The sequence below is a fragment of the Xanthomonas euroxanthea genome, from assembly GCF_900476395.1.
Lineage (GTDB): Bacteria > Pseudomonadota > Gammaproteobacteria > Xanthomonadales > Xanthomonadaceae > Xanthomonas > Xanthomonas euroxanthea.
This window is the reverse complement of record NZ_UIHB01000001.1, coordinates 407,889-427,410: the sequence shown is the minus strand read 5'-3', so window position 1 is coordinate 427,410 and position 19,522 is coordinate 407,889. Positions and strand designations below refer to the sequence as shown.

The 19,522-nt window shown below is 66.0% G+C and carries 14 protein-coding genes and 1 pseudogene; 4 read left to right on the top strand and 11 right to left on the bottom strand.

Annotated features, from left to right (window positions below; translation table 11 throughout):
• Window positions 1–112: 112 nt before the first annotated feature.
• The gene (gene glpK / locus CPBF1521_RS01835) at window positions 113–1,612 is read left to right on the top strand and encodes a glycerol kinase GlpK (protein ID WP_104583856.1); all 1,500 of its coding nucleotides are present in this window, start codon (window positions 113–115) and stop codon (window positions 1,610–1,612) included.
• Between the two features lie 135 nt (window positions 1,613–1,747).
• Here glpK and CPBF1521_RS01830 read toward each other — a convergent pair whose 3' ends face one another.
• Complete coding sequence (locus CPBF1521_RS01830) at window positions 1,748–2,260, bottom strand: nuclear transport factor 2 family protein (RefSeq protein WP_104583857.1); 513 nt, start codon at window positions 2,258–2,260, stop codon at window positions 1,748–1,750.
• A 257-nt stretch (window positions 2,261–2,517) separates the two neighbouring features.
• Window positions 2,518–3,702: a 4-hydroxybenzoate 3-monooxygenase gene (gene pobA / locus CPBF1521_RS01825; RefSeq protein WP_115675718.1), complete on the bottom strand. Its 1,185-nt coding sequence runs from the start codon at window positions 3,700–3,702 to the stop codon at window positions 2,518–2,520.
• A gap of 98 nt (window positions 3,703–3,800) precedes the next feature.
• On the opposite strand from pobA, the gene CPBF1521_RS01820 reads away from it, so the two are divergent.
• On the top strand, window positions 3,801–4,697 hold the full coding sequence (locus CPBF1521_RS01820; protein ID WP_115675717.1) for a helix-turn-helix domain-containing protein: 897 nt from the start codon (window positions 3,801–3,803) through the stop codon (window positions 4,695–4,697).
• Window positions 4,698–5,282: 585 nt separating this feature from the next.
• On the opposite strand, the gene CPBF1521_RS01815 is transcribed toward CPBF1521_RS01820, so the two are convergent.
• The 6 genes from CPBF1521_RS01815 to CPBF1521_RS01790 form a co-directional block, all read right to left on the bottom strand.
• Window positions 5,283–6,764 (bottom strand): benzaldehyde dehydrogenase, encoded by a 1,482-nt coding sequence (locus CPBF1521_RS01815; protein ID WP_115675716.1) that lies wholly within the window; start codon window positions 6,762–6,764, stop codon window positions 5,283–5,285.
• Between the two features lie 28 nt (window positions 6,765–6,792).
• Window positions 6,793–7,560, bottom strand: coding sequence for a coniferyl-alcohol dehydrogenase (locus CPBF1521_RS01810; protein ID WP_115675715.1), 768 nt, complete (start codon window positions 7,558–7,560; stop codon window positions 6,793–6,795).
• Between the two features lie 33 nt (window positions 7,561–7,593).
• The gene (locus CPBF1521_RS01805) at window positions 7,594–8,622 is read right to left on the bottom strand and encodes a SphA family protein (RefSeq protein ID WP_370659359.1); all 1,029 of its coding nucleotides are present in this window, start codon (window positions 8,620–8,622) and stop codon (window positions 7,594–7,596) included.
• A 121-nt stretch (window positions 8,623–8,743) separates the two neighbouring features.
• A complete protein-coding gene (locus CPBF1521_RS01800) occupies window positions 8,744–9,220 on the bottom strand; it encodes a MarR family winged helix-turn-helix transcriptional regulator (protein WP_104583863.1) in 477 nt (158 codons plus the stop codon).
• 585 nt (window positions 9,221–9,805) lie between these two features.
• Entirely contained in the window at window positions 9,806–11,050 is a 1,245-nt protein-coding gene (locus CPBF1521_RS01795; RefSeq protein ID WP_115676480.1) for an HD-GYP domain-containing protein, read from the bottom strand.
• Between the two features lie 137 nt (window positions 11,051–11,187).
• On the bottom strand, window positions 11,188–12,495 hold the full coding sequence (locus CPBF1521_RS01790) for an MFS transporter (RefSeq protein ID WP_115675713.1): 1,308 nt from the start codon (window positions 12,493–12,495) through the stop codon (window positions 11,188–11,190).
• A gap of 727 nt (window positions 12,496–13,222) precedes the next feature.
• Here CPBF1521_RS01790 and CPBF1521_RS01785 point away from each other — a divergent pair.
• Entirely contained in the window at window positions 13,223–13,768 is a 546-nt protein-coding gene (locus CPBF1521_RS01785) for a gamma carbonic anhydrase family protein (protein ID WP_181901126.1), read from the top strand.
• 256 nt (window positions 13,769–14,024) lie between these two features.
• Here CPBF1521_RS01785 and CPBF1521_RS01780 read toward each other — a convergent pair whose 3' ends face one another.
• Together CPBF1521_RS01780 and CPBF1521_RS01775 are read right to left on the bottom strand one after the other, a co-directional pair.
• Window positions 14,025–14,285 carry a YkgJ family cysteine cluster protein gene (locus CPBF1521_RS01780; protein WP_370659358.1) on the bottom strand — a complete coding sequence of 87 codons (261 nt, stop codon included), beginning with the start codon at window positions 14,283–14,285 and terminating at the stop codon, window positions 14,025–14,027.
• A gap of 54 nt (window positions 14,286–14,339) precedes the next feature.
• Window positions 14,340–15,707, bottom strand: coding sequence for a glycoside hydrolase family 5 protein (locus tag CPBF1521_RS01775; RefSeq protein WP_115675711.1), 1,368 nt, complete (start codon window positions 15,705–15,707; stop codon window positions 14,340–14,342).
• 408 nt (window positions 15,708–16,115) lie between these two features.
• Here CPBF1521_RS01775 and ilvD point away from each other — a divergent pair, with 408 nt between their 5' ends.
• Window positions 16,116–17,954, top strand: coding sequence for a dihydroxy-acid dehydratase (gene ilvD, locus CPBF1521_RS01770; RefSeq protein ID WP_104650571.1), 1,839 nt, complete (start codon window positions 16,116–16,118; stop codon window positions 17,952–17,954).
• A 254-nt stretch (window positions 17,955–18,208) separates the two neighbouring features.
• On the opposite strand, the pseudogene CPBF1521_RS01760 reads toward ilvD, so the two are convergent.
• Window positions 18,209–18,506, bottom strand: a pseudogene (locus CPBF1521_RS01760) (phage integrase N-terminal SAM-like domain-containing protein); the annotation flags it as partial.
• Window positions 18,507–19,522 lie beyond the last annotated feature (1,016 nt).

Sequence of the window (19,522 nt, the reverse complement as noted above, 5' to 3'; positions counted from 1 at the left end):
AGCACAGCGTCGCTATCGAGCAGGCCCCGGTTTCATTGGCCTCTCGAACAGCGGCGTGCATTGCCCACTTTCTCGCCGTGCGCCAGCGCCGGCATTGTTCGAGGAATCTCCGATGGAAAAGCAATACGTCCTTGCGATCGATCAAGGCACCACCAGCTCGCGCGCGATGCTGTTCGATCGCAACGGCAAGGTGGCCGGCGTGGCGCAGCGCGAATTCGGCCAGATCTTTCCGCAGCCGGGCTGGGTGGAGCACAACCCGCGCGAGATCATGACCAGCGTCTACACCACGATCACCGAGCTGCTCAACAATGCGCAGATCGATGCGCGCTCGATCGCCGGCATCGGCATCACCAACCAGCGCGAGACCGCGGTGGTGTGGGACAAGGCCACCGGCCAGCCGATCTACAACGCCATCGTCTGGCAATCGCGGCAGACCAAGGACATCTGTACGCAACTCAAGGAGGCCGGGCACGAGCAGATGGTGCGCGACAAGACCGGCCTGCTGATCGATGCGTATTTTTCCGGCACCAAGGTCAAATGGATCCTGGATCACGTCGACGGCGCCCGCGAACGCGCGCGCAACGGCGAACTGGCCTTCGGCACCATCGACAGCTGGCTGATCTGGAATCTCACCGGCGGCAAGGTGCACGTCACCGACTATACCAATGCATCGCGCACCTTGATGTACAACATCCACACGCTGGAATGGGATGCCGAGCTGCTGGCCATGCTCGACGTGCCGAAGGAGATGCTGCCGGAGGTGCGCTCGTCCAGCGAAATCTACGGCATGACCCAGACCCAGTATTTCTATGGCGAGCAGGTGCCGATCGCGGGCATCGCCGGCGACCAGCAGGCGGCGTTGTTCGGCCAGGCCTGCTTCGAACCGGGCATGGCCAAGAACACCTACGGCACCGGTTGCTTTGCGCTGATGAATACCGGCGACAAGGCGGTCGCGTCCAAGGCCGGCCTGTTGACCACGATTGCCTGGGGCATCGACGGCAAGGTCGAATATGCGCTGGAAGGCTCGATCTTCGTCGCAGGATCGGTGGTGCAATGGCTGCGCGACGGCCTGCGCATGCTCGGCAAGGCCAGCGACTCGCAGGCCTATGCCGAACGCGCCGGCGACAACGACGGGGTCTATCTGGTGCCGGCCTTCGTCGGCCTGGGCGCGCCGTACTGGCGCAGCGATATCCGCGGCGCGGTGTTCGGGCTGACCCGCGGCACCACCAAGGAACATTTCGTGCGCGCGGCGGTGGAATCGATGGCGTACCAGACCCGCGACGTGTTGACCGCGATGCAGGCCGATTCGGGCATCGAACTGAAGGAACTGCGCGCCGACGGCGGCGCGATCGCCAACGATTTCATGGCGCAGTTCCAGAGCGACATGCTCAACGTGCCGGTGCTGCGCCCGGAAGTGGCCGAAACCACTGCGCTCGGTGCGGCCTATCTGGCCGGCTTGGCAACCGGGTTCTGGAGCAGCCGCGAAGAGATCGCCAAGCAGTGGGCGGTGGATCGCCGCTTCGAGCCGACCATGGCCGAGGACAAGCGCGAACAACTGTATGCCGGCTGGCAGCAGGCGGTGGAAGCGACGATGGGCTTCCGCATCAGCTGACCGCTGCCATCAAGACGACGACGCCCGCCATCAGGCGGGCGTTGTCATTTTCGTCAACCACGTGCATGGTTGTTACGCCCTGCACGGATCACACATTGCAGAGCTGCACGCTGCAGCCCTGCAACGCAGCAGCGATTACTGCCCGCCGGTATTGGCGCGGCCGGCGATGGTGTCCGGATCCCAGTGCTCCTTGATCAGGCCCTTTTCGATGCGGAACATGTCGAACCAGGTGGTGGTGTAGGTCTTGCTCGGATCGCGCGGATCCGGCAGCGTGCGCACCGACACCAGCGTGACCAGGTCACGGTCGGCGGTGATGGCCACCAGCGGCAGCTGCACGCGTTCCTGCACCGGTGTCGGCGGCACGAACGCGGTCAGGAACGCGATGAAGGCATCGCGGCCATTCGCCACGTTCGGGTTGTGCTGGATGTAGTTCTTGTCCATGTATTTCGGCGCTTCCTGCACCTGCCCGGCCTCGAACACGATGCGCCAGAAGTCGTAAACCAGCCGCTTGTTGACAGTCTCGGGCCAGGTGGAGCCGAGCAGCATCTTCTGGTGGTTGGGATTTTCGGTCACCGCGGTCTGCGCGAACGCAGCCACCGGCGCTACCAGCATGACCAGTAGCAAGGCGCGGGAGAACAGCTTATTCATGGAAGACTCCTTATGTGGAGACGGGCGCTACGCTGGCTGGAACACCAGCACGGTGCGCCGCTGATTGGGGGAATGACGCGCCTTGGCAGACAGAGTTTCTACGCGTCGCCGCCAGCCTAACGGCCGCGTCTGCTCGCCCGCTAGCCGCCCTGGAGTGCACCAGGGCACTTCCGACATTGGTGGTAATCCATAGGTAACCACTGCGGCCGAATTCTCAGGCGCACACGGAGAATCTCCGGCAGCGGTCATGGCCACACTTACTCCGGCAGTTCCACCAGTGGCAGGCCGGCGTAGTTTTCAGCCACCGTCGCGCGCCCTGCCTCGCTGCCCAGCAGATACTCCAGCTCCGCGGCATGAATGCGTGCGGTGAACGCGTCCTGGTCGGCGAAGGTATGCAGCAAGGTGGTCATCCACCATGAAAACCGTTCGGCCTTCCAGACGCGTTGCAGCGCCAGCGCCGAGTACTGTTGCAGCACCTCGGCGTCGCCACGCGCGTTCCAGCGCTCGAACAATTGCGCAAGCAGGCCGACATCGGCCAGCGCCAGATTCAAGCCCTTGGCGCCGGTGGGCGGCACGATATGCGCCGCGTCGCCGGCCAGGAACAGGCGCCCGTACTGCATCGGCTCGGCGACGAAGCTACGCAACGGCGCAATGCTCTTCTCGATCGATGGCCCGGTGATCAGTTGCGCAGCCAGCGTCTCGGGCAACCGCGCACGCAATGCATCCCAGAACGCCTGGTCGCTCCATGCCTCTACCCGCGCATCGGCCGGTACCTGTACGTAGTAGCGCGAACGCGTCGGCGAGCGCATTGAACACAACGCGAAGCCGCGCGGGTGCTGCGCGTAGACCAACTCGTCGTGGACCGGCGGGGTGTCGGCAAGCACGCCAAGCCACCCGAACGGATACACCCGCTCGAACAGGCGCAGTCGCTCGGGCGGAATGCTGGCGCGGCTGACGCCATGGAAGCCGTCGCAGCCGACGATGTAGTCGCAGTCGATGCGCTGGCGCCGGCCCTCATGGGTGAACTCCACCGCGGGTGCGTCGCCATCCACCCCGCACAACGTCACGTCCTGCGCGCTGTAATACGTCGGCGCAGCGCTGCGTGCACGTGCCTGCATCAGATCGGCAGTGACCTCGGTCTGGCCGTAGACGGTGACGCTACGTCCGCAACCGCGCAGCAGGTCGATCCGCTCCCGGCGGCCATCCAGCGACAGTTCGAAGCCGTGATGCGGCAGGCCCTCGCGCTGCACGCGTTCGCCAACGCCTGCCCGCTGCAACAGCGCCACACTGCCCTGTTCCAGCACGCCGGCACGAATCCGTCCCAGCACGTGGTCCGGCGTCTGCCGCTCGATCACCACGGTGTCGATGCCGGCCCGCAGCAACAGCTCGCCCAGCAACAGGCCGGACGGGCCGGCGCCGATGATCGCGATTTGGGTGCGCATGCAATGCTCCTGCCCCAGCTGACGGATGCAGGCCAGTGTGGGTAGCCAAGCGCGTGCAGTGAAGGGATGATTGCGCGCAGTGCTTGGACTTTTCGACGATGCCCAGACGCGCGCACGCCATTGCTGCAGCCACCGCGGTGCCCGCCTTCGGCCTGTATGGCGAGCAGCACGCCGACACGCCCGAGTTGCTGCACTGGGAGTCGATTGCCGCACGCAGCCGGCTACATGACTGGCACATCACTCCGCACCGGCACGAGGACCTGGCACAGTTGCTGTACGTGCAACGCGGGCCGGCAACGCTGCAGCTGGATGGCCGCAGCCAGCACGTGCGTGGTGCGCGCGTGATCTGGCTGCCGCCACTGTGCGTGCATGGCTTTGGGTTCGATCCGCGGGTGCGCGGCCACATCATCACCTTGTGCATGCCGCTGGTGCGCGGCGCCTTGAGTGCTGCACCACTGTTGCAGACTGCCCTGACCATCCCGCAGGTCCTGCACGCACAACGCGCACGCGGGCTGCTCGACGTGCTGTTCGCCAGCATTGCCGACGACCATGCCTGCCGACGCGTCGGCCATGAGGCCGCATTGCATGCCGCCGCAGCGCAGTTGTTGATCTGGACCGCCCGCACGGCGCTGGAACACGCGCAGGATGCCGCTGCGGTGAGTCCGTATGCCGACCCGGCACTACGCCATCTCCGCGGCTATCAGGCCTTGATCGACGAGCATTACCGTGCGCATTGGCCGATCTCCCGCTATGCCGAGCAATTGGGCCTGACGCCGGGCCATCTCAATGCGTTGTGCCAGCGACTGGCCGGCGCCTCGGCACTGCAATTACTGCAGCGCCGCATCATGCTCGAAGCCCGCCGCAGCCTGCGCTACACCAGCCTGAGCGTGCAGCAGATCGCCGCCGACCTTGGATTTTTCGACGCTGCGTACTTCAGCCGCTATTTCGTACGTCACGCCGGCTGTTCGCCGACGCGCTTTCGCGCTGGCGATTAAGAGCGGCCGATCCGTGGGCTGGTTGCAGGGTTTTCAACAAAGCGACCAGCAGACTGTCCGGTGCGGTGTCCTCGCCGGTTGCGGGACCATGTGGCGGCATGGATGCCGCCACCGAGCCTCCAGGGAAGGATTCACGGCGTGTCCCGCGAGCGGTTAGGGCAACGCGCACTCGATGCTGTCAGTTTGCTGCAGGGCCCTTGCCCGCCCACCATCGCGGGACACGCCGCAAGTACGTCCATGTAGGCTCCGGCGCGGCATCCATGCCGCTCAGGGTCCCGCGACGGCGAGCGGGCAAGGACCCAGGCGAGATGGTCGGTGTGCAAGGCTAAGAGCCGTGCTGGATGCGCCTTGTTCGACCATGGAGCATCGGCTCCATGTCTGGTGCACACCGCACGAGAGACAGCTTTTCAGATGAGTGCCGGCCAACTGTCTGGGGCGGTGTCCTTGCCGGTTGCGGGACCGTGTGGCGGCATGGATGCCGCCACCGAGCCCCCAAGGACGGGTTCACGGCGTGTCCCGCGAGCGGTGAGGGCACCGCGCCCTCGACGCTGCGAGTTTTGCTGAATGGCCCTTGCCCCATGCCGGTCAGAACGGGTATTGCGGCACTTCGTTCTTGATCGTCAGCCACTGCCAGTGGGTGTACTGCTCCCAGTCGGCCGGCCCGCCGACACTGGTGCCGTTGCCGGAGGCACCGGTACCGCCGAAGGGGTTGATGACTTCGTCGGACACGGTCTGGTCGTTGATGTGCAACAGGCCGGTATGGAGCTTGTCGCCCAGGTTCATCGCGCGCGACACCGATGCCGACAGGATGCCGGCGGCCAGGCCGTACTCGCCATGGTTGGCCAGTTCCGCGGCTTCTTCGTCGGTGTCGAACACGGTGATGTTGATCACCGGCCCGAAGACTTCCTCGTCGAATGCACGCATGCCCGGACGCACATTGGACAGCACCGTCGGCGCATAGAACAGGCCTTCGTTGCTGGCACCGGCTTCCACCACCGCACCGGCGGCGACGCTGTCGTCCACGATATCGATCACACGCTGCAGCTGGCGCTGGTCGATGATCGGACCCAGTGCCACGGTGCCGCTGACCGGATCGCCGACAGGCAGATGCCTGGCCTTTTCAGCCAGCCGCTGGGTCAGCGCATCGGCAATACTGCGCTGGACCAGCACGCGGCCGGTGGCCATGCAGATCTGCCCTTGATGCATGTAGGCGCCGAACGCCACGGCAGAGGCCGCCCTGTCCAGATCGGCGTCGTCGAGCACGATCACCGCGTTGTTGCCGCCCAGCTCCAGCGACACTTTCTTCAGGTGCCGGCCCGCGATCTCGCCGATGCGTCGCCCGGCAGCGGTGGAGCCGGTAAAGGCAATCATCGGGACATCCGGCGATTCGACCAGCGCCTGGCCGATGGCGGCATCGCCGTGCAGCACGTGCAACAAGCCCTTCGGCAGGCCCGCTTCCTCCAGCACCTGCGCGATGACCACGCCGCCGGTGTACGGCGTGCGCGGGTCAGGCTTGAGCACCACCGCATTGCCCATCGCCAGCGCCGGAGCCACCGACCGCAGCGACAGGATCAACGGAAAATTGAACGGGGAAATCACCGCGATCACGCCCAGCGGCAGATGCCGGGCCAGGCTGAGCTGGCCGGCGCCGGTGGGCAGCACCTGGCCGACGGCCTGCAGCGGCAGCGCCGCCGCCTGCTGATAGAACACCACCGACTCGTTCACTTCGCGCTGGGCCTTGGGCAGGATGCCGCCGGTTTCGCGCGCGATCAGCAGCGCCGCTTCCGCACTGCGCGCTTCCATCAGCTGCGCGGCACGGTGAAACACGGCAGCGCGCTCACGCGGCGTCGTGGCTGCCCAGGCACGTTGCGCTTTTTTCGCCAGCGCCACGGCAGCGGCGACATCGGCCAGATCGGCCTTGCCCACTTCGTGCAGCAGCTTGCCGGTGGCCGGTTCGATGATCTGCGCGGTGCCGCCGTTGCCGGGCACCCAGTCGCCATTGAAGATACAGCCATGCCACGCCGGGACGGACGACGCGGCAATCGCGGTGTTGGGGAGAGCGTTCATGGTCTAGCCTCCTGCTGAGGGGGTGGTGTTACAGGGTGGTGGACGCCAGCCCGCCATCGACCGGCAAGGTGATGCCGTTGATCCAGCGCGCAGCATCGGAGGCGAGAAACACGATGGCCTCTGCCACCTCGTCGGCGTACGCCGGACGCGTCATGCGCTTGGCGTCTTCCTTGACGCGCTCCTCGCCGAGCATGGTGACGAAATCGCCGAGGATCGGCGTAAACACCGGTCCGGGCGCGACGTTGTTGACGCGCACGCCATGCTCGGCGAACCAGGGCCGCGACTGCAGCAGGGTCCATACGATCAGCGCTTCCTTGAAATACTGGTAGCAGGTGTCGTGGCTCACCGGATGCGCCTGCAACCACGCAGTGCCGGACGTAAAGCTGTCGGTGGCGGCCAGCTGCTTGTGCAGCTCCAGGCGTTGCGGCCATTCGGCGCCCAGGATGGAGGCCACGTTGATGATGGAACCGCCAGCCGTCATGCGCGGCAGCAGCGCCTGGCTCAAATGGCGCAGACCCAGGTAGTTGACCCGCGCCACGACCTCCAGCGGTGCGGTGCCGGGCACGCCGGCCACGTTGGCCAGCGCGTCGATGCGCTCCGGCAAGGCCTGCACCAGCGCATCGATGGATGCCGGATCGCCAAGATCGGCCTGGTGGAACCCGTGCAGCGACATCTGCACCGGCATGCGATCGACGCCGATCACCCTGGCACCATGGAAACGGGCCAGGCGTGCGACTTCGGCACCGATGCCCGATGCCACGCCGGTGACCACGATCGTCTTGTTCTGCAAATTCATTGCCACTCTCCGAAGAGGCCGGCCGTACCGGCGCTAGAACACATGGACGTACTGCAGGTTGACGTTGTTGCCGGAGGCGGCGTTCTTGACCTCCACCGGCAGATACACATTGGCAAACAGCATGTTGTTGGCATCCATCCGCCATACACCGCCGGGGCCGGCATAGAACACGCGTTGGCGGGTGTCGGCCACGCGCTGCCCGTTGGTGCGGTTGTCGCGGAACTGGGTGAGGTAATAGGCATTCACGCCAAGGCGGAGGTCGGGCACCACTTCCCAGGACGTGGCGAAGTTGATCCAGCCCGCATCGCCGGCCTGGCCGTTGCGGAACGCAAAACCCGGCGGCAGGTTCGGACGCCGCTCGCTGCGGAAGTTGTAGATGTAGTTGATGCGTGCGCTGACTTCCCAGTTGGGCGTCGGGAACACGGTGAACGCGTATTGCGGCACCAGCGACCAGTAGCCGGCACCCTGATTGAGGTCGCGGTCGCGGTCGAACTTGCCGGTCGGCGCGATCGCATTGATTTCGAAACGCTGCGAAAACACCGGCCTGCCATTGCGGATCACCGGCAGCATCTGCAGATAGGGGCCAAAGGTCAGGTCACCCACACCGGCGCCGTTGTCGCGCAAGCTGGCAATGCTGTTGCGCCCGAACGAGGCATCCAGGTTGATCAGCGGAAGCAGCGTGTTGATGCCAACCGCGCCGCCAAAGAGCTTGTACGGCGTGACATAGGCGACCTGGGTCAGCAGCAGGGTCGAATCGATGCGTGGGCGATCGAACACCGGCACGTCGTTGCCGCGGGAATCCTTGACCGCATCCAGTGAGCTCTGACGCAGATAGGTGATCACCGCCCAGCCGGGCGTGGTGCGGGTGAAGCCGTCCAGGTAGCTGGTACCGCCGGTATTGATGCCGTTGGTCAGCGTCGTACTCTGCGGCAGGTTCTGCGCCCCGGCGGTGCCGGCAGCGAGCAGCGCCACCATGGCAAGCGCTGCGCGGCGCAGCCCCGATGCGCGGGAAGACAACCCAGACAGGACCGATCGATAGTTCACTGCAAACATCTCCAGCATGGGGAGGGACAGCGGACACTGCGGCGGAACAACGGTCAGGCAGGCGCGATCGACACGCCGGCGACGGCGCGTGCAAAGCTCAGGTGGAACGCGGGCCGTGCGCCTGCACGGCAGCTGCGGATCAGGCGGTGTCCAGACGGTCCAGCCGGTCGAGTGCGCGCAGCAACGGTGCCTCGCTGCTGCCAAGCACCACGCTGAGTTGCTGTTCCATCCGCAGCACTTCGGCCTCGGCGGCGCTCAGCAGGGTCACGCCGGCGGTGGTCAGCGACAGGTGCTGCATGCGTCGGTCCTGGCGTCCCCGCACCTGCCGCAGCAGGCGGCGCTTGACCAGGCGTGCCACCACGATCGCCAGGTTGGGCGCCGACACGTGCAGCACATCGCCGATCTGGCGTTGGTTGATGCCCGGGTTGCCGTCCACCAGCATCAGCAGCGAGAAGTCCACCGGCTTGAGATCGAACGCTGCCACGCAGTCCTGAAACATCCGCCGCACCAGCAACTCGGTGCGGGTGATGCGGTAGCCCAGCAGCCGCAGCAGGCGCGCCTGATCCACCGTGGTGACGGCATCCGGCGGCAGGGCGGCATTGGCAGTGACGGACATGACGGTTCTCGCAGCGAAGACGACGGGCGGACCGGTGCGCGCAACGCACACCGCCCGCAACGCCGGTCCGCGGCGTGAGCTGCATTGTAGACGCGCTCAGGCATGCCGAGGGGGGCTTGGCCACGTCGTGCAGGCGAGCCACAGCATGCAGGTGCCAGTCCAGCGCCAGCACAGGGCGGCCGTCTGCGGCGGCAGGCAGGTGTGGGAAGCGACGGTCATCCAGGCACGGCTGAGACATGGGTTCCAGGTCGGCAAGTGATTGCGTTCCGGAATAGTTATGGATCATAACTACATTGCCAAGCTGCAGCGCAGCATGGTCGCGCTCGCAGGCTGACCAATGCGCCTGGTGGTGGTGCGGCAACCGGCTTGCGGCCGGCGCGCCGGGCACGGGTGCGTGCGGTCCACCGGGCCTGGCAGCGGTGGCGGCAAGCACGAGGACAACGCTGCGGTTGTCACCACGCGACGCTTGCGCATCCAGCCCAATCACCCAGCGGGATTCCTCAACTGCCGTGGCGCTCGCTCGATGCATCTGCGTGCCAGGTAGGCCAACTGCTAACTGGCGGCCTACGGGTTACGAATTACCGATTACGGCAACCATAGCTTCTCGAGATCGCGGAAGCCCCAGTCGGTGGGGCTTTCCATCTGTGCGATGCGGTCCTGGCAATCCGGCCGCGACAGATCGATGTCCTGCACCAGCACATGGCTGCGCAACTTGGCCGAATAGAACACGCGGACCTTGGGCTTGAGCAGCGCATCGGCGGTCTGCTCGATCACCACCGCCAGTTTCTGCGACTCCAGCCGCACCAGCGAGCCGACCGGATAAATCCCCAGCCGGCGCACGAAGGCCTGGAACACCACCGGGTCGAAATGCCCCTGCCACGACGCCATGCGCTTGAGCGATTCGGCCGGATCCCAGCCGCGCTTGTAGGGGCGGTCGGAGCTGATGGCGTCGTACACATCGCACACCGCGCCCATCCGCGACATCAGTGAGATGTCCTCGCCCACCAGGCGGTTCGGGTAGCCGCTGCCGTCCATTTTCTCGTGATGGTGCAGCGCGATCTCCAGCACCACCGCGTTCTGCACGCCGCCGGCCACCAGCAGGCGATGACCATCCAGCGGATGCTGGCGCATGACCTCCATTTCGTCGTCGGTGAGCTTGCCCGGCTTGTTGAGGATGTCCAGCGGCGTCACCGCCTTGCCCATGTCGTGCAGCAGGCCGCCCATGGCCGCCTCGACGACCTGCCCTTCGGGCAAGCCGAGCTGGCGCGCCAGCCCGCTCATCAGGCCGGCCACCGCCATCGAATGCAGATAGGTGTAGTCGTCGGCGGTCTTGAGCCTTGCCACGCTGATCAGGGCCTGCGGATGCCGCAGGACCGACTCGTTGATGGCTTCCACCAGCGGCATCGCCGCCTCGGTGTCGACGGTGCGTCCAAGCCGCACGTCGCGGAACATCGCTTCGACCGTGTCGCGCCCGTCTTCGAAGATCTTGCGTGCGCGCACCACTTCGGACTCGATGCCGACCTGCGCGGTGACGCTATTGGTGCGCGCGGTGCGCGTGGCGGTGGGCGGCTCGGGCGTCGGTGGTGGTGATGGTGACGGTACCGCCAGCTCGGGCTCCGGGTCCGGTGCGTCCGGCGCCGCCGTTTCCAGGTCCAGGCCACGCGCGGTGTCGATCACCAGTTGCTCGATCCGGCTGCCATGGATCTTCTCCACGTCATCCGAATCGACCAGGAACGAGGTCTTCCAGAACGGATGGTGCACCCACGCGCCCAGCAGCTTGTAGACATACATGCCGGGGCGGAGTTGATCGGAGTCGATGGTTCTGAGCATGCCGGCGCTGATCTGCAAATGGTCCGCGGAAGAGCCCGCCACAACGATGGAGGGTCTGTCGGGGTATCGGCAGTGCGCAGCATTTCTTTGGCCCGGTCGACCTCGCTCGGCTGCGCGACAACCGCCAGCCGGGCACTTCAGCGCGCCGGCAGGCGCATGCCCAGCACGGCGACGGCCGCAAGCAGCAGCGGCACGCTGCAGGCCAGGTACAGGGCCGCCGGCGACCAGCCCGCGTCCACCAGCACGCCCACGCACAGCGGCGAGGCGATCGCGCCGAAGCGGCCCACCCCGATCGCCCAGCCCATGCCGGTGGAACGCACCGCCGCCGTGAAGACCACCGGCGCCACCGCATACAGCCCGGCGATGGCAGCAAACAGCGCCGCGCCGCTCAGCACCGCGATGACGAACGCCCAACTCAGCACGGTGCTGTAGAGGCCAAAGGCCAGCAGCGCCAGCGCCGAGATCCCCAGCGCGCCGGCGGTCAGCCGCGACAGGCGCGCGCGTGCCGCCAATGCGCTGAAGACCGCCCCGCCGGCAATGCCGCCCAGATTCAACAAGACACCACCGGTCACGCCCTGCGCCGCCGACAAGCCGGCCACGACCAGCAGCTTCGGGGTCCAGCTGAGTACGAAATAGAACGCGAACATCAGCAGAAAGAACGCCAGCGCGATCAACAGCGACTGCCGCCGCAATGCCGGTACGAACAGAGCCGCATAGCCCTGCGCCCGATTGGGAATCTGCGGCGGTGACGGCAGTACCGCATGCGGCAGCATGCCCATGCGTGCGAGCACCGCGTTGAAGCGTGCAGCTGCATCGGGCGGGCGCCGCGCGATCAAAAAATCCAGCGACTCGGGCAAAAACGCCAGCACCAAGGGCACGCACAGCAGCGACCCGAGCGCACCGAACACAAACACCGAATGCCAGGACCACTGCTGCAACAGCAACGCCGCGATTGCGCCGCCCAGCGTTGCGCCGATCGGGTAACCGGTGGCCTGCAGCGCCAATGCCGTGCTGCGCCACCGGGCGGTGGAATACTCGGCAGCGATGACCGCAACGCAGGCCAGCATGCCGCCGATGCCGATGCCGGTGAACGCACGCAACGCGCCGAGTTGCCACACGCCGGTGGCCAGCGCCGAGGCGCCCATGCCCACGGTCAGTATCGCCAGGCAGGCCAGGATCGTCGCGCGCCGCCCGATGCGATCGGCCAGCGGCGCCAGCAGCAACGAACCCGCCGCCATGCCAACCAATCCGGCACTGAATAAGGCCCCGAGCAGCTTGCCCGACAACTGCCATTGCGCCGACACATGCGGGGCGGTGAAGGCCATCGCCATCACATCGAAACCATCGAGCATGGTCAGCAACACGCACACCGCCACCGCCCTCCACTGGAACGGCGTCATGCGTTCCAGTACGAAGGGTGCAGGTGTCACGGCGCTCTGGGTCATCGGGTGATCCTGGTGTAGGAATGGCAGGTGCGTTGGCAGCTGCATGCGTGGCCATGCGAGCGTGCAGGGGCAGCACGACGAAGATGCGGGCAAGCCTCGAAGCAGCAGCGGCACTCGACAATGCATCGGCACTGCAACGCAGCACGAGCGCCGCGTTGCAAAACGCCATCGGCACGCTAGGCCGATCGCAGGGGACGTTCAATACAACCGCACGCACTGGTGTGCGCTTATCGAACATGCTGGCAGAGCGCTTCGCCTGGCTCGCCATGCATTCGTTGAGGTGTCTGCATGGCGGCACCCGGGGTATGCGGATTGCTTGCACGGACACGATCGACCTCGCGCCTACTGCTGCAGCGCGTGACCTGGCGTGCGATCGGACCGGGTAACCGCCACGTTCGTCTGGTCCGGAGTGCGAAGCGCATTGCACTCGTCGCGCAGGCATGGCATACGAGATTTCGCGGTAGCGAACTTGAACGACGCTAGATGCGCATGACTGCAAACCTCCACACGCAGTGCAACTCGATCCCTTCGAAGCTGCAGCAAACATTCAGGCGTAGCCCCACCGGTTCTGGCGTCGGTCGTTTCAACACGCCGCGCCGCTGCGTCATCCACGGCCACAGCCAGACAGGTCATCTGCCACGCCAGCGCTTGCCGCATGCGACAGTCGCCCCGCTATCATGCCGGCAGTGCCCGCACCGGGCGGCACGCCGACATGCTGGAGATCATCGTGACCCCGATTCGCTCGTTCCTGGACCACACCCCGCAACTGGGCGCACGCGTCTATGTCGACCCTGCCTGCACCATCATCGGCAAGGTGAGCCTGGGCGATGACGTATCGGTGTGGCCAGGCACGGTGATTCGCGGCGACGTCAATCACGTGCAGATCGGCGCGCGTACCAACGTGCAGGACGGCACCATCATCCACGTCAGTCACCATAGCCCGTTCAACAAGGCCGGCTACCCGACGCTGATCGGCGCCGACGTCACGGTTGGCCACGGCACAATCCTGCATGCCTGCACCATCGAAGACCTGTGCCTGATCGGCATGGGCGCCTGCGTGCTGGACGGCGCCACCGTCAAGCGCTACGGCTTTATCGGTGCCGGCGCGGTGGTCGGCCCGGGCAAGATCGTCGGCGAAGGCGAATTGTGGCTGGGCAATCCCGCGCGCCTGGCCCGCACCCTCAGCGACAAGGAAATCGAAAGCCTGCATTACTCCGCGCAGCATTACGTGCGGCTCAAGGATCAGTATCTGGGCGGCGCCAGCGCGGGCTGAATCCGGGTCCCCGCCCTGCGGCTGCAGGCCAGCATCGGCCCTCTGCGACACGGGTACACCGCCTTCGAGCTGGATGCACCTGCCGCAGACGCCCGTGGCCTGATGCTGGCAGGCCGACGCGCAGAGAGATGACGGCAGCAGCGCGCCGCACGCCGCGCATCCCTGGCCGCCCGGGATGCAGCGCAGCCGCAGCCAGCCGCGGGTTGCATGGCGGCGGGGTTGCATGGCAGCAAGGACGCCGGTGACCTGGCGCCGCTTACGGCCGCGTGGCCTGCTCCAGTGCCGTCAACGTGGCCAGCGCCTGGGCGCGCGAAGCGCCGCACATGTCCTCGGATGGACGCAAGCTGGCGCACACCACCGGCCGCGTCGGCAAGCCGAACAGGCGACACCGGCCCTGGCCATCGAGCTGCACGCAGGGCACGCCCGCCGGCTTGCCCTGCGGCATGCCGGGGATCGCCGAACTGATCGACGGGGCAATACAACAGGCCGCGCAGCCGGCGCGGCACGGGAAGTCCATGCGCATGCCATCAGTGTAAACCGCCGCGTCCTCCGGGCCGCGGCGGCGCCGGGGTTAGAGAGGTGGCGGCACGTAGCCGGACAGGCGCACGTCGAAGAAGGCCTGCACCGCAGCGAGATTGCTCTTGGCCTGGATGTCCGCGCCCACGTCGCGGCTCATGCCCAGCACATCGTCATCCGGCCAGCCGGGGCCGAAGCACCACTGCGTGCTGGGGATATTGTTGGCCTGCAGATGCGCCAGCATGCGCGTGGTGGCGACCTCCGCGCTGTGGTTGTCGGCCGGATAGCCATGCTCACCCAGATAGCCGCGTTTGCCGGCATGCTGCAGGGCTTCGATGAAGGGCGCCACCATCTCGATGCCGGTGTCCGGCTTGACCACCTCGTTGCGCCCGCCGGGCCCGACCCAGTTGCCGCCGCCAGCTCCGTCGCTATCCAGGTAGTTGTGCGCTTCGTAGACGATGCGGTTGTAGGGATCGGGGATGTCGAACAGGCCCATCGAGTCCTGCTGCCAGAGCCGGGCACTGGCATAGCCGTTGCCGCACACGAACACGAAGTGGTCGCGGTCGCGATCGATGATGGTCTTGCAGCACGCGGTGGCGGTGTTCTGCCAGTGCGCCGCCATCGACAACACGCTGCCATCGGCGTTGCGCTCCTTCCCCTGATATGGCTCGTTCATCACGCCCCAGCCGAACACCGCCGGGTGTTGCCTGAAGCGGTTGACGATGCGTGCCCACAGGTCGGGCAGGCCGGCCTCGTTGTAGAGCGTGCACCCCGGCGTGCCGATCACGCGGTATTCGTAGAGCTTGAGCAACTGGTCGCGGCGATCGAAATAGCCCTGGTAGCCGAAGCTGCGCAGCGGATAGGTGTCGGCCCAGACCTCGGTTGCGGCCGGGTTGTCGACGCGGTTGCCGCGTGCATCGACAAGCGTGCCGCTGGCGTCGCGCCGGTAGCCGGACTTGGCGGCCACCCGCTGCGGCAGGCGCATGTAGTCATGCAGCTCCACGATGGCGCGCTTGCCGCGTACGGCGATGTGGTCCAGTGCGTCCTGGACCTGGCGGCAGTAGGTCTCGTTCAAGGCCACGCCCTGCCCACGCGTGAAGCGCGCGGCGGTGGTCGGCAGCCGGAACAGCGGGCAGGCCCCGGCGGCAGCCACGTGCTGCGCGGTGATGGCGCGGTAGTGCGTGCCGATCTCGGCATTCTCCACATAGCTGTTGGAGGCCAGGCCCGACAGGTTCAGGCCCGCGAACGGCAGGGTGGCGCTCTGCGCGGCCGCGCGGCCGCCCCACCCGAGGCCCGCCAGCGCCGCCGCGCCGGCTGCACCCTGCAGCACGCGACGGCGGGTGATGCCGGCCGTTGCCGCCGGCGTCTGGTCGATGGGATGCGACGTTGCCGCCGTGCGGCGTGAATGAGGATGGTCGGACATGGGCGCCTCCTGCGGTGCCGTTGGTGGAGATCCTTGGCGGTGCTGCTCCCCCATTGGCCGCACCGGTCTAGGGACAATCCTGCCGATGTCCCGGCGGCGCGATCTGCGCTCCGGTTCGCACTCCGGGCACTGCATGCGCGCCCGCATACGTTTACATCGCATTACATGCCGGGCCGACGACGTGATGCAGCGGGAGCCGGGGCGCGTGTTCACGTGCAGTGCCGGCCGGCGCTGCTGCATTCCGCGTGCGCTGCGCACGATGCCCTCGCCCGCCCGCCAGCACGGCGTGCATGCGCCCGCGTGCTACCGTGCCAGATCACCGGAACGCGCCGCGACCGTTGCAGCAGCAACAGTTGCGACGCGGTCTAATTGCCAGCCACCGCTCGCCAATCAGCCGTCGACTTCGCCATGCCCGAGTACCGCTCCAAGACCTCCACCCACGGCCGCAACATGGCCGGCGCCCGCGCACTGTGGCGCGCCACCGGCATGCGCGATGGCGACTTCCACAAGCCCATCATCGCCATCGCCAACTCGTTCACCCAGTTCGTGCCCGGGCACGTGCACCTGAAGGATCTCGGCCAGCTGGTCGCGCGCGAGATCGAACGCGTCGGCGGCGTGGCCAAGGAGTTCGACACCATCGCCGTGGACGACGGCATCGCCATGGGCCACGACGGCATGCTGTATTCGCTGCCCAGCCGCGAGATCATCGCCGACTCGGTCGAGTACATGGTCAACGCGCATTGCGCCGACGCGCTGGTGTGCATTTCCAATTGCGACAAGATCACCCCCGGCATGTTGATGGCCGCGCTGCGGCTCAACATCCCCACCGTGTTCGTCTCCGGCGGCCCGATGGAAGCCGGCAAGACCAAGCTGGCCGAACACAAGCTCGACCTGATCGACGCGATGGTGATCGCCGCCGACGACAGCGCCTCCGACGAAAAGGTGGCCGAGTTCGAGCGCAGCGCCTGCCCCACCTGCGGCTCGTGCTCGGGCATGTTCACCGCCAACTCGATGAACTGCCTGACCGAAGCGCTGGGCCTGTCGCTGCCGGGCAACGGCACCGTGGTGGCTACGCACGCCGACCGCGAGCAGCTGTTCCTGCGCGCCGGGCGCGTGGCGGTGGAGCTGTGCCATCGCTGGTATGGCGGCGAAGACCCCACCGCCCTGCCACGCGGCATCGCCACCTTCGAGGCCTTCGAAAACGCGATGACCCTGGACATCGCCATGGGCGGCTCCACCAACACCATCCTGCATCTGCTCGCCGCCGCGCAGGAAGGCGAGGTGGCATTCGGCATGCGCGACATCGACCGCCTGTCCAAACGCGTGCCGCAGCTGTGCAAGGTGGCGCCGAATACGCCCAAGTACCACATCGAGGACGTGCATCGCGCCGGCGGCATCATGGCCATCCTCGGCGAGCTGGCACGCGGCGGTTTGCTGCACACCAACGCGGCCACGGTGCACGCACGCACGCTGGCCGATGCCATCGCGCAATGGGACGTCACCCAGACCGACGCAGAGGCCGTGCACACGTTCTACAAGGCCGGCCCGGCCGGCATCCCCACGCAGATTGCCTTCAGCCAGGCCACCCGCTGGGACAGCCTGGATACCGATCGCAGTGAAGGCTGCATCCGCGATGTCGCACACGCCTTCTCGCAGGAAGGCGGCCTGGCCGTGCTGTACGGCAATATCGCCCGCGACGGCTGCGTGGTGAAGACCGCAGGCGTGGACGAATCCATCCACGTGTTCGAAGGCAATGTGCGTGTCTTTGAGAGCCAGGATTCGGCGGTCAAGGGCATCCTCGCCGACGAAGTGAAGGCCGGCGACATCGTGGTGATCCGCTACGAAGGCCCCAAGGGCGGCCCCGGCATGCAGGAAATGCTCTACCCCACCAGCTATCTCAAATCCAAGGGCCTGGGCAAGCAATGCGCCCTGCTCACCGACGGCCGCTTCTCCGGCGGCACCTCGGGCCTGTCGATCGGCCACGCCTCGCCGGAAGCCGCCGCAGGCGGCGCGATCGGCCTGGTGCGCGACGGCGACAAGATCCTGATCGATATCCCGAATCGTTCGATCAACCTACTGATCTCCGACGAGGAACTTGCCCTGCGTCGCGCCGAGCAGGATGCCAAGGGCTGGAAGCCGGTCGAGGTACGTCCACGCAAGGTCACCACGGCACTGAAGGCGTATGCGTTGCTGGCGACCAGTGCGGACAAGGGTGCGGTGCGGGACAAGGCGCTGCTGGACGGCTGAGGCATTGCCATGAAGACTGCGGATTCTCAGCGGTCTTCATGGCAACCCGACATCGGACTGTGGAAGGCCTTTCAGTCCCGACGCCTGACTGCAAACGCCACAACGGGTTGACTTCGCTTGCCCGCAGCGTCATCCACCGCCGATGCGCAGCCCATCCATCGGCCTGCGCACCGCCGACGCCCCGCGCCTCAGCGCATGCGTGTAGACCGGCGTGATCGCTACATCCTTGTGGCCCAACAGCTCCTGCATGGTGCGCGCGCCAACTCCTCGGCCGAGAGCACCACCGGAATGGGCCGCGCCCGCTTGGCGCGCTGCAGTTTCTCCATCCAGGGCAACTCCGCGCCCAAAAAATCGCGATACAGAAACAGCAGCGCCGCCAGCACCTGATGTTGCGTGCCGGCTGACACCTGGCCCTGCGTTGCCAGTTCGGTGAGAAACGCCTCGACCTCTACCCGTCGCATCTGTATTGGATGCCGTTGGCCGTTGGCCAGAATGAAGCGTCGGATCCAGCCCACAGACGCCTGCTCGCAGGCTGTAGTGACGAAGCCGCAGCCGAGCACGGACCTGATCCTAGGAGTGATAGCTTTTACCTCGTTCTTTCTTCCGGATAGAGATCTCCAATCTATTGTCCGCAACATCGGCGGCGTGGTGCTGCTTTGCGGCGCTATCGTCTATATGATCGGTCGGTTCGTGCAGGCCAAAGGTGCACGGGCGCAAGCCTAATAATCCATTCAAGCCGTCGCCGCTTCGCGGCGCTGCTTAACTCAGGCGTTCGCCGCTATCAGGAGTCATCGCAAGATGGAAAGGACACAAGCCGATGCAATCGCGAAGGCTATTTTGGGGCCGGATCTACGTATTCAGGAGCAGATTCGCCAAAAGCGTATAGCGGAGACCGCTTATCTCGCGCGCAAGCGCAAAGTAGCATGGTTTGCTCTAGTGGGCTCGGGCATCGGTGCTGGCGCTGCATACCTCATCGGCGTGCAGTTTCCAATCGGAGTGGTTTGGGGCGGGCTTGCGAGTTCCGTAGTTGGTTGGCTGGTTACGCGCAGGTCCGCGGCCTAACAAGTCATTCAAGCCGTACCCGCTTCGCGGGTCGGCTTAACTCAGGTGTTAGGCAGCAGAGCAGACATGATCGCAACTCTATTCATCGCACTTCTCGCTGCTAGCTCGTCGACTGTGCCTGTCACTGAGCAACCCGCGCTTCAATGCAACATTGGACCGGCCTTAAAGCAGTTCGGAGGCAATGAGTGGCTGATATATGGCTGCGCTGACGGGCGTTCCGTAGTGGTCGCTGCCCGCGCGCCCAATCCCGCTGCTCCGTTTGTCTTTATCCTCATGCCGGACGGTAACGGTGGCATTGAGTTGCGCGGCGAAGGTAATGGGACCGAGTCCGCCACCAAACCCGCGTATGACAGGCTCAGCAAGATGCCCAGCTCGGGCCTGGCCGCGCTTTTTCAGGAGGCTAGTCGTGCCAATGGGCGGTAAGCTGCCGCCTAGTACTTCACTCAAGCCGAACCCGCTTCGCGAGTCGGCTTGATTCCGGTGTTGGAACTCAGGAGGAGAGTGCT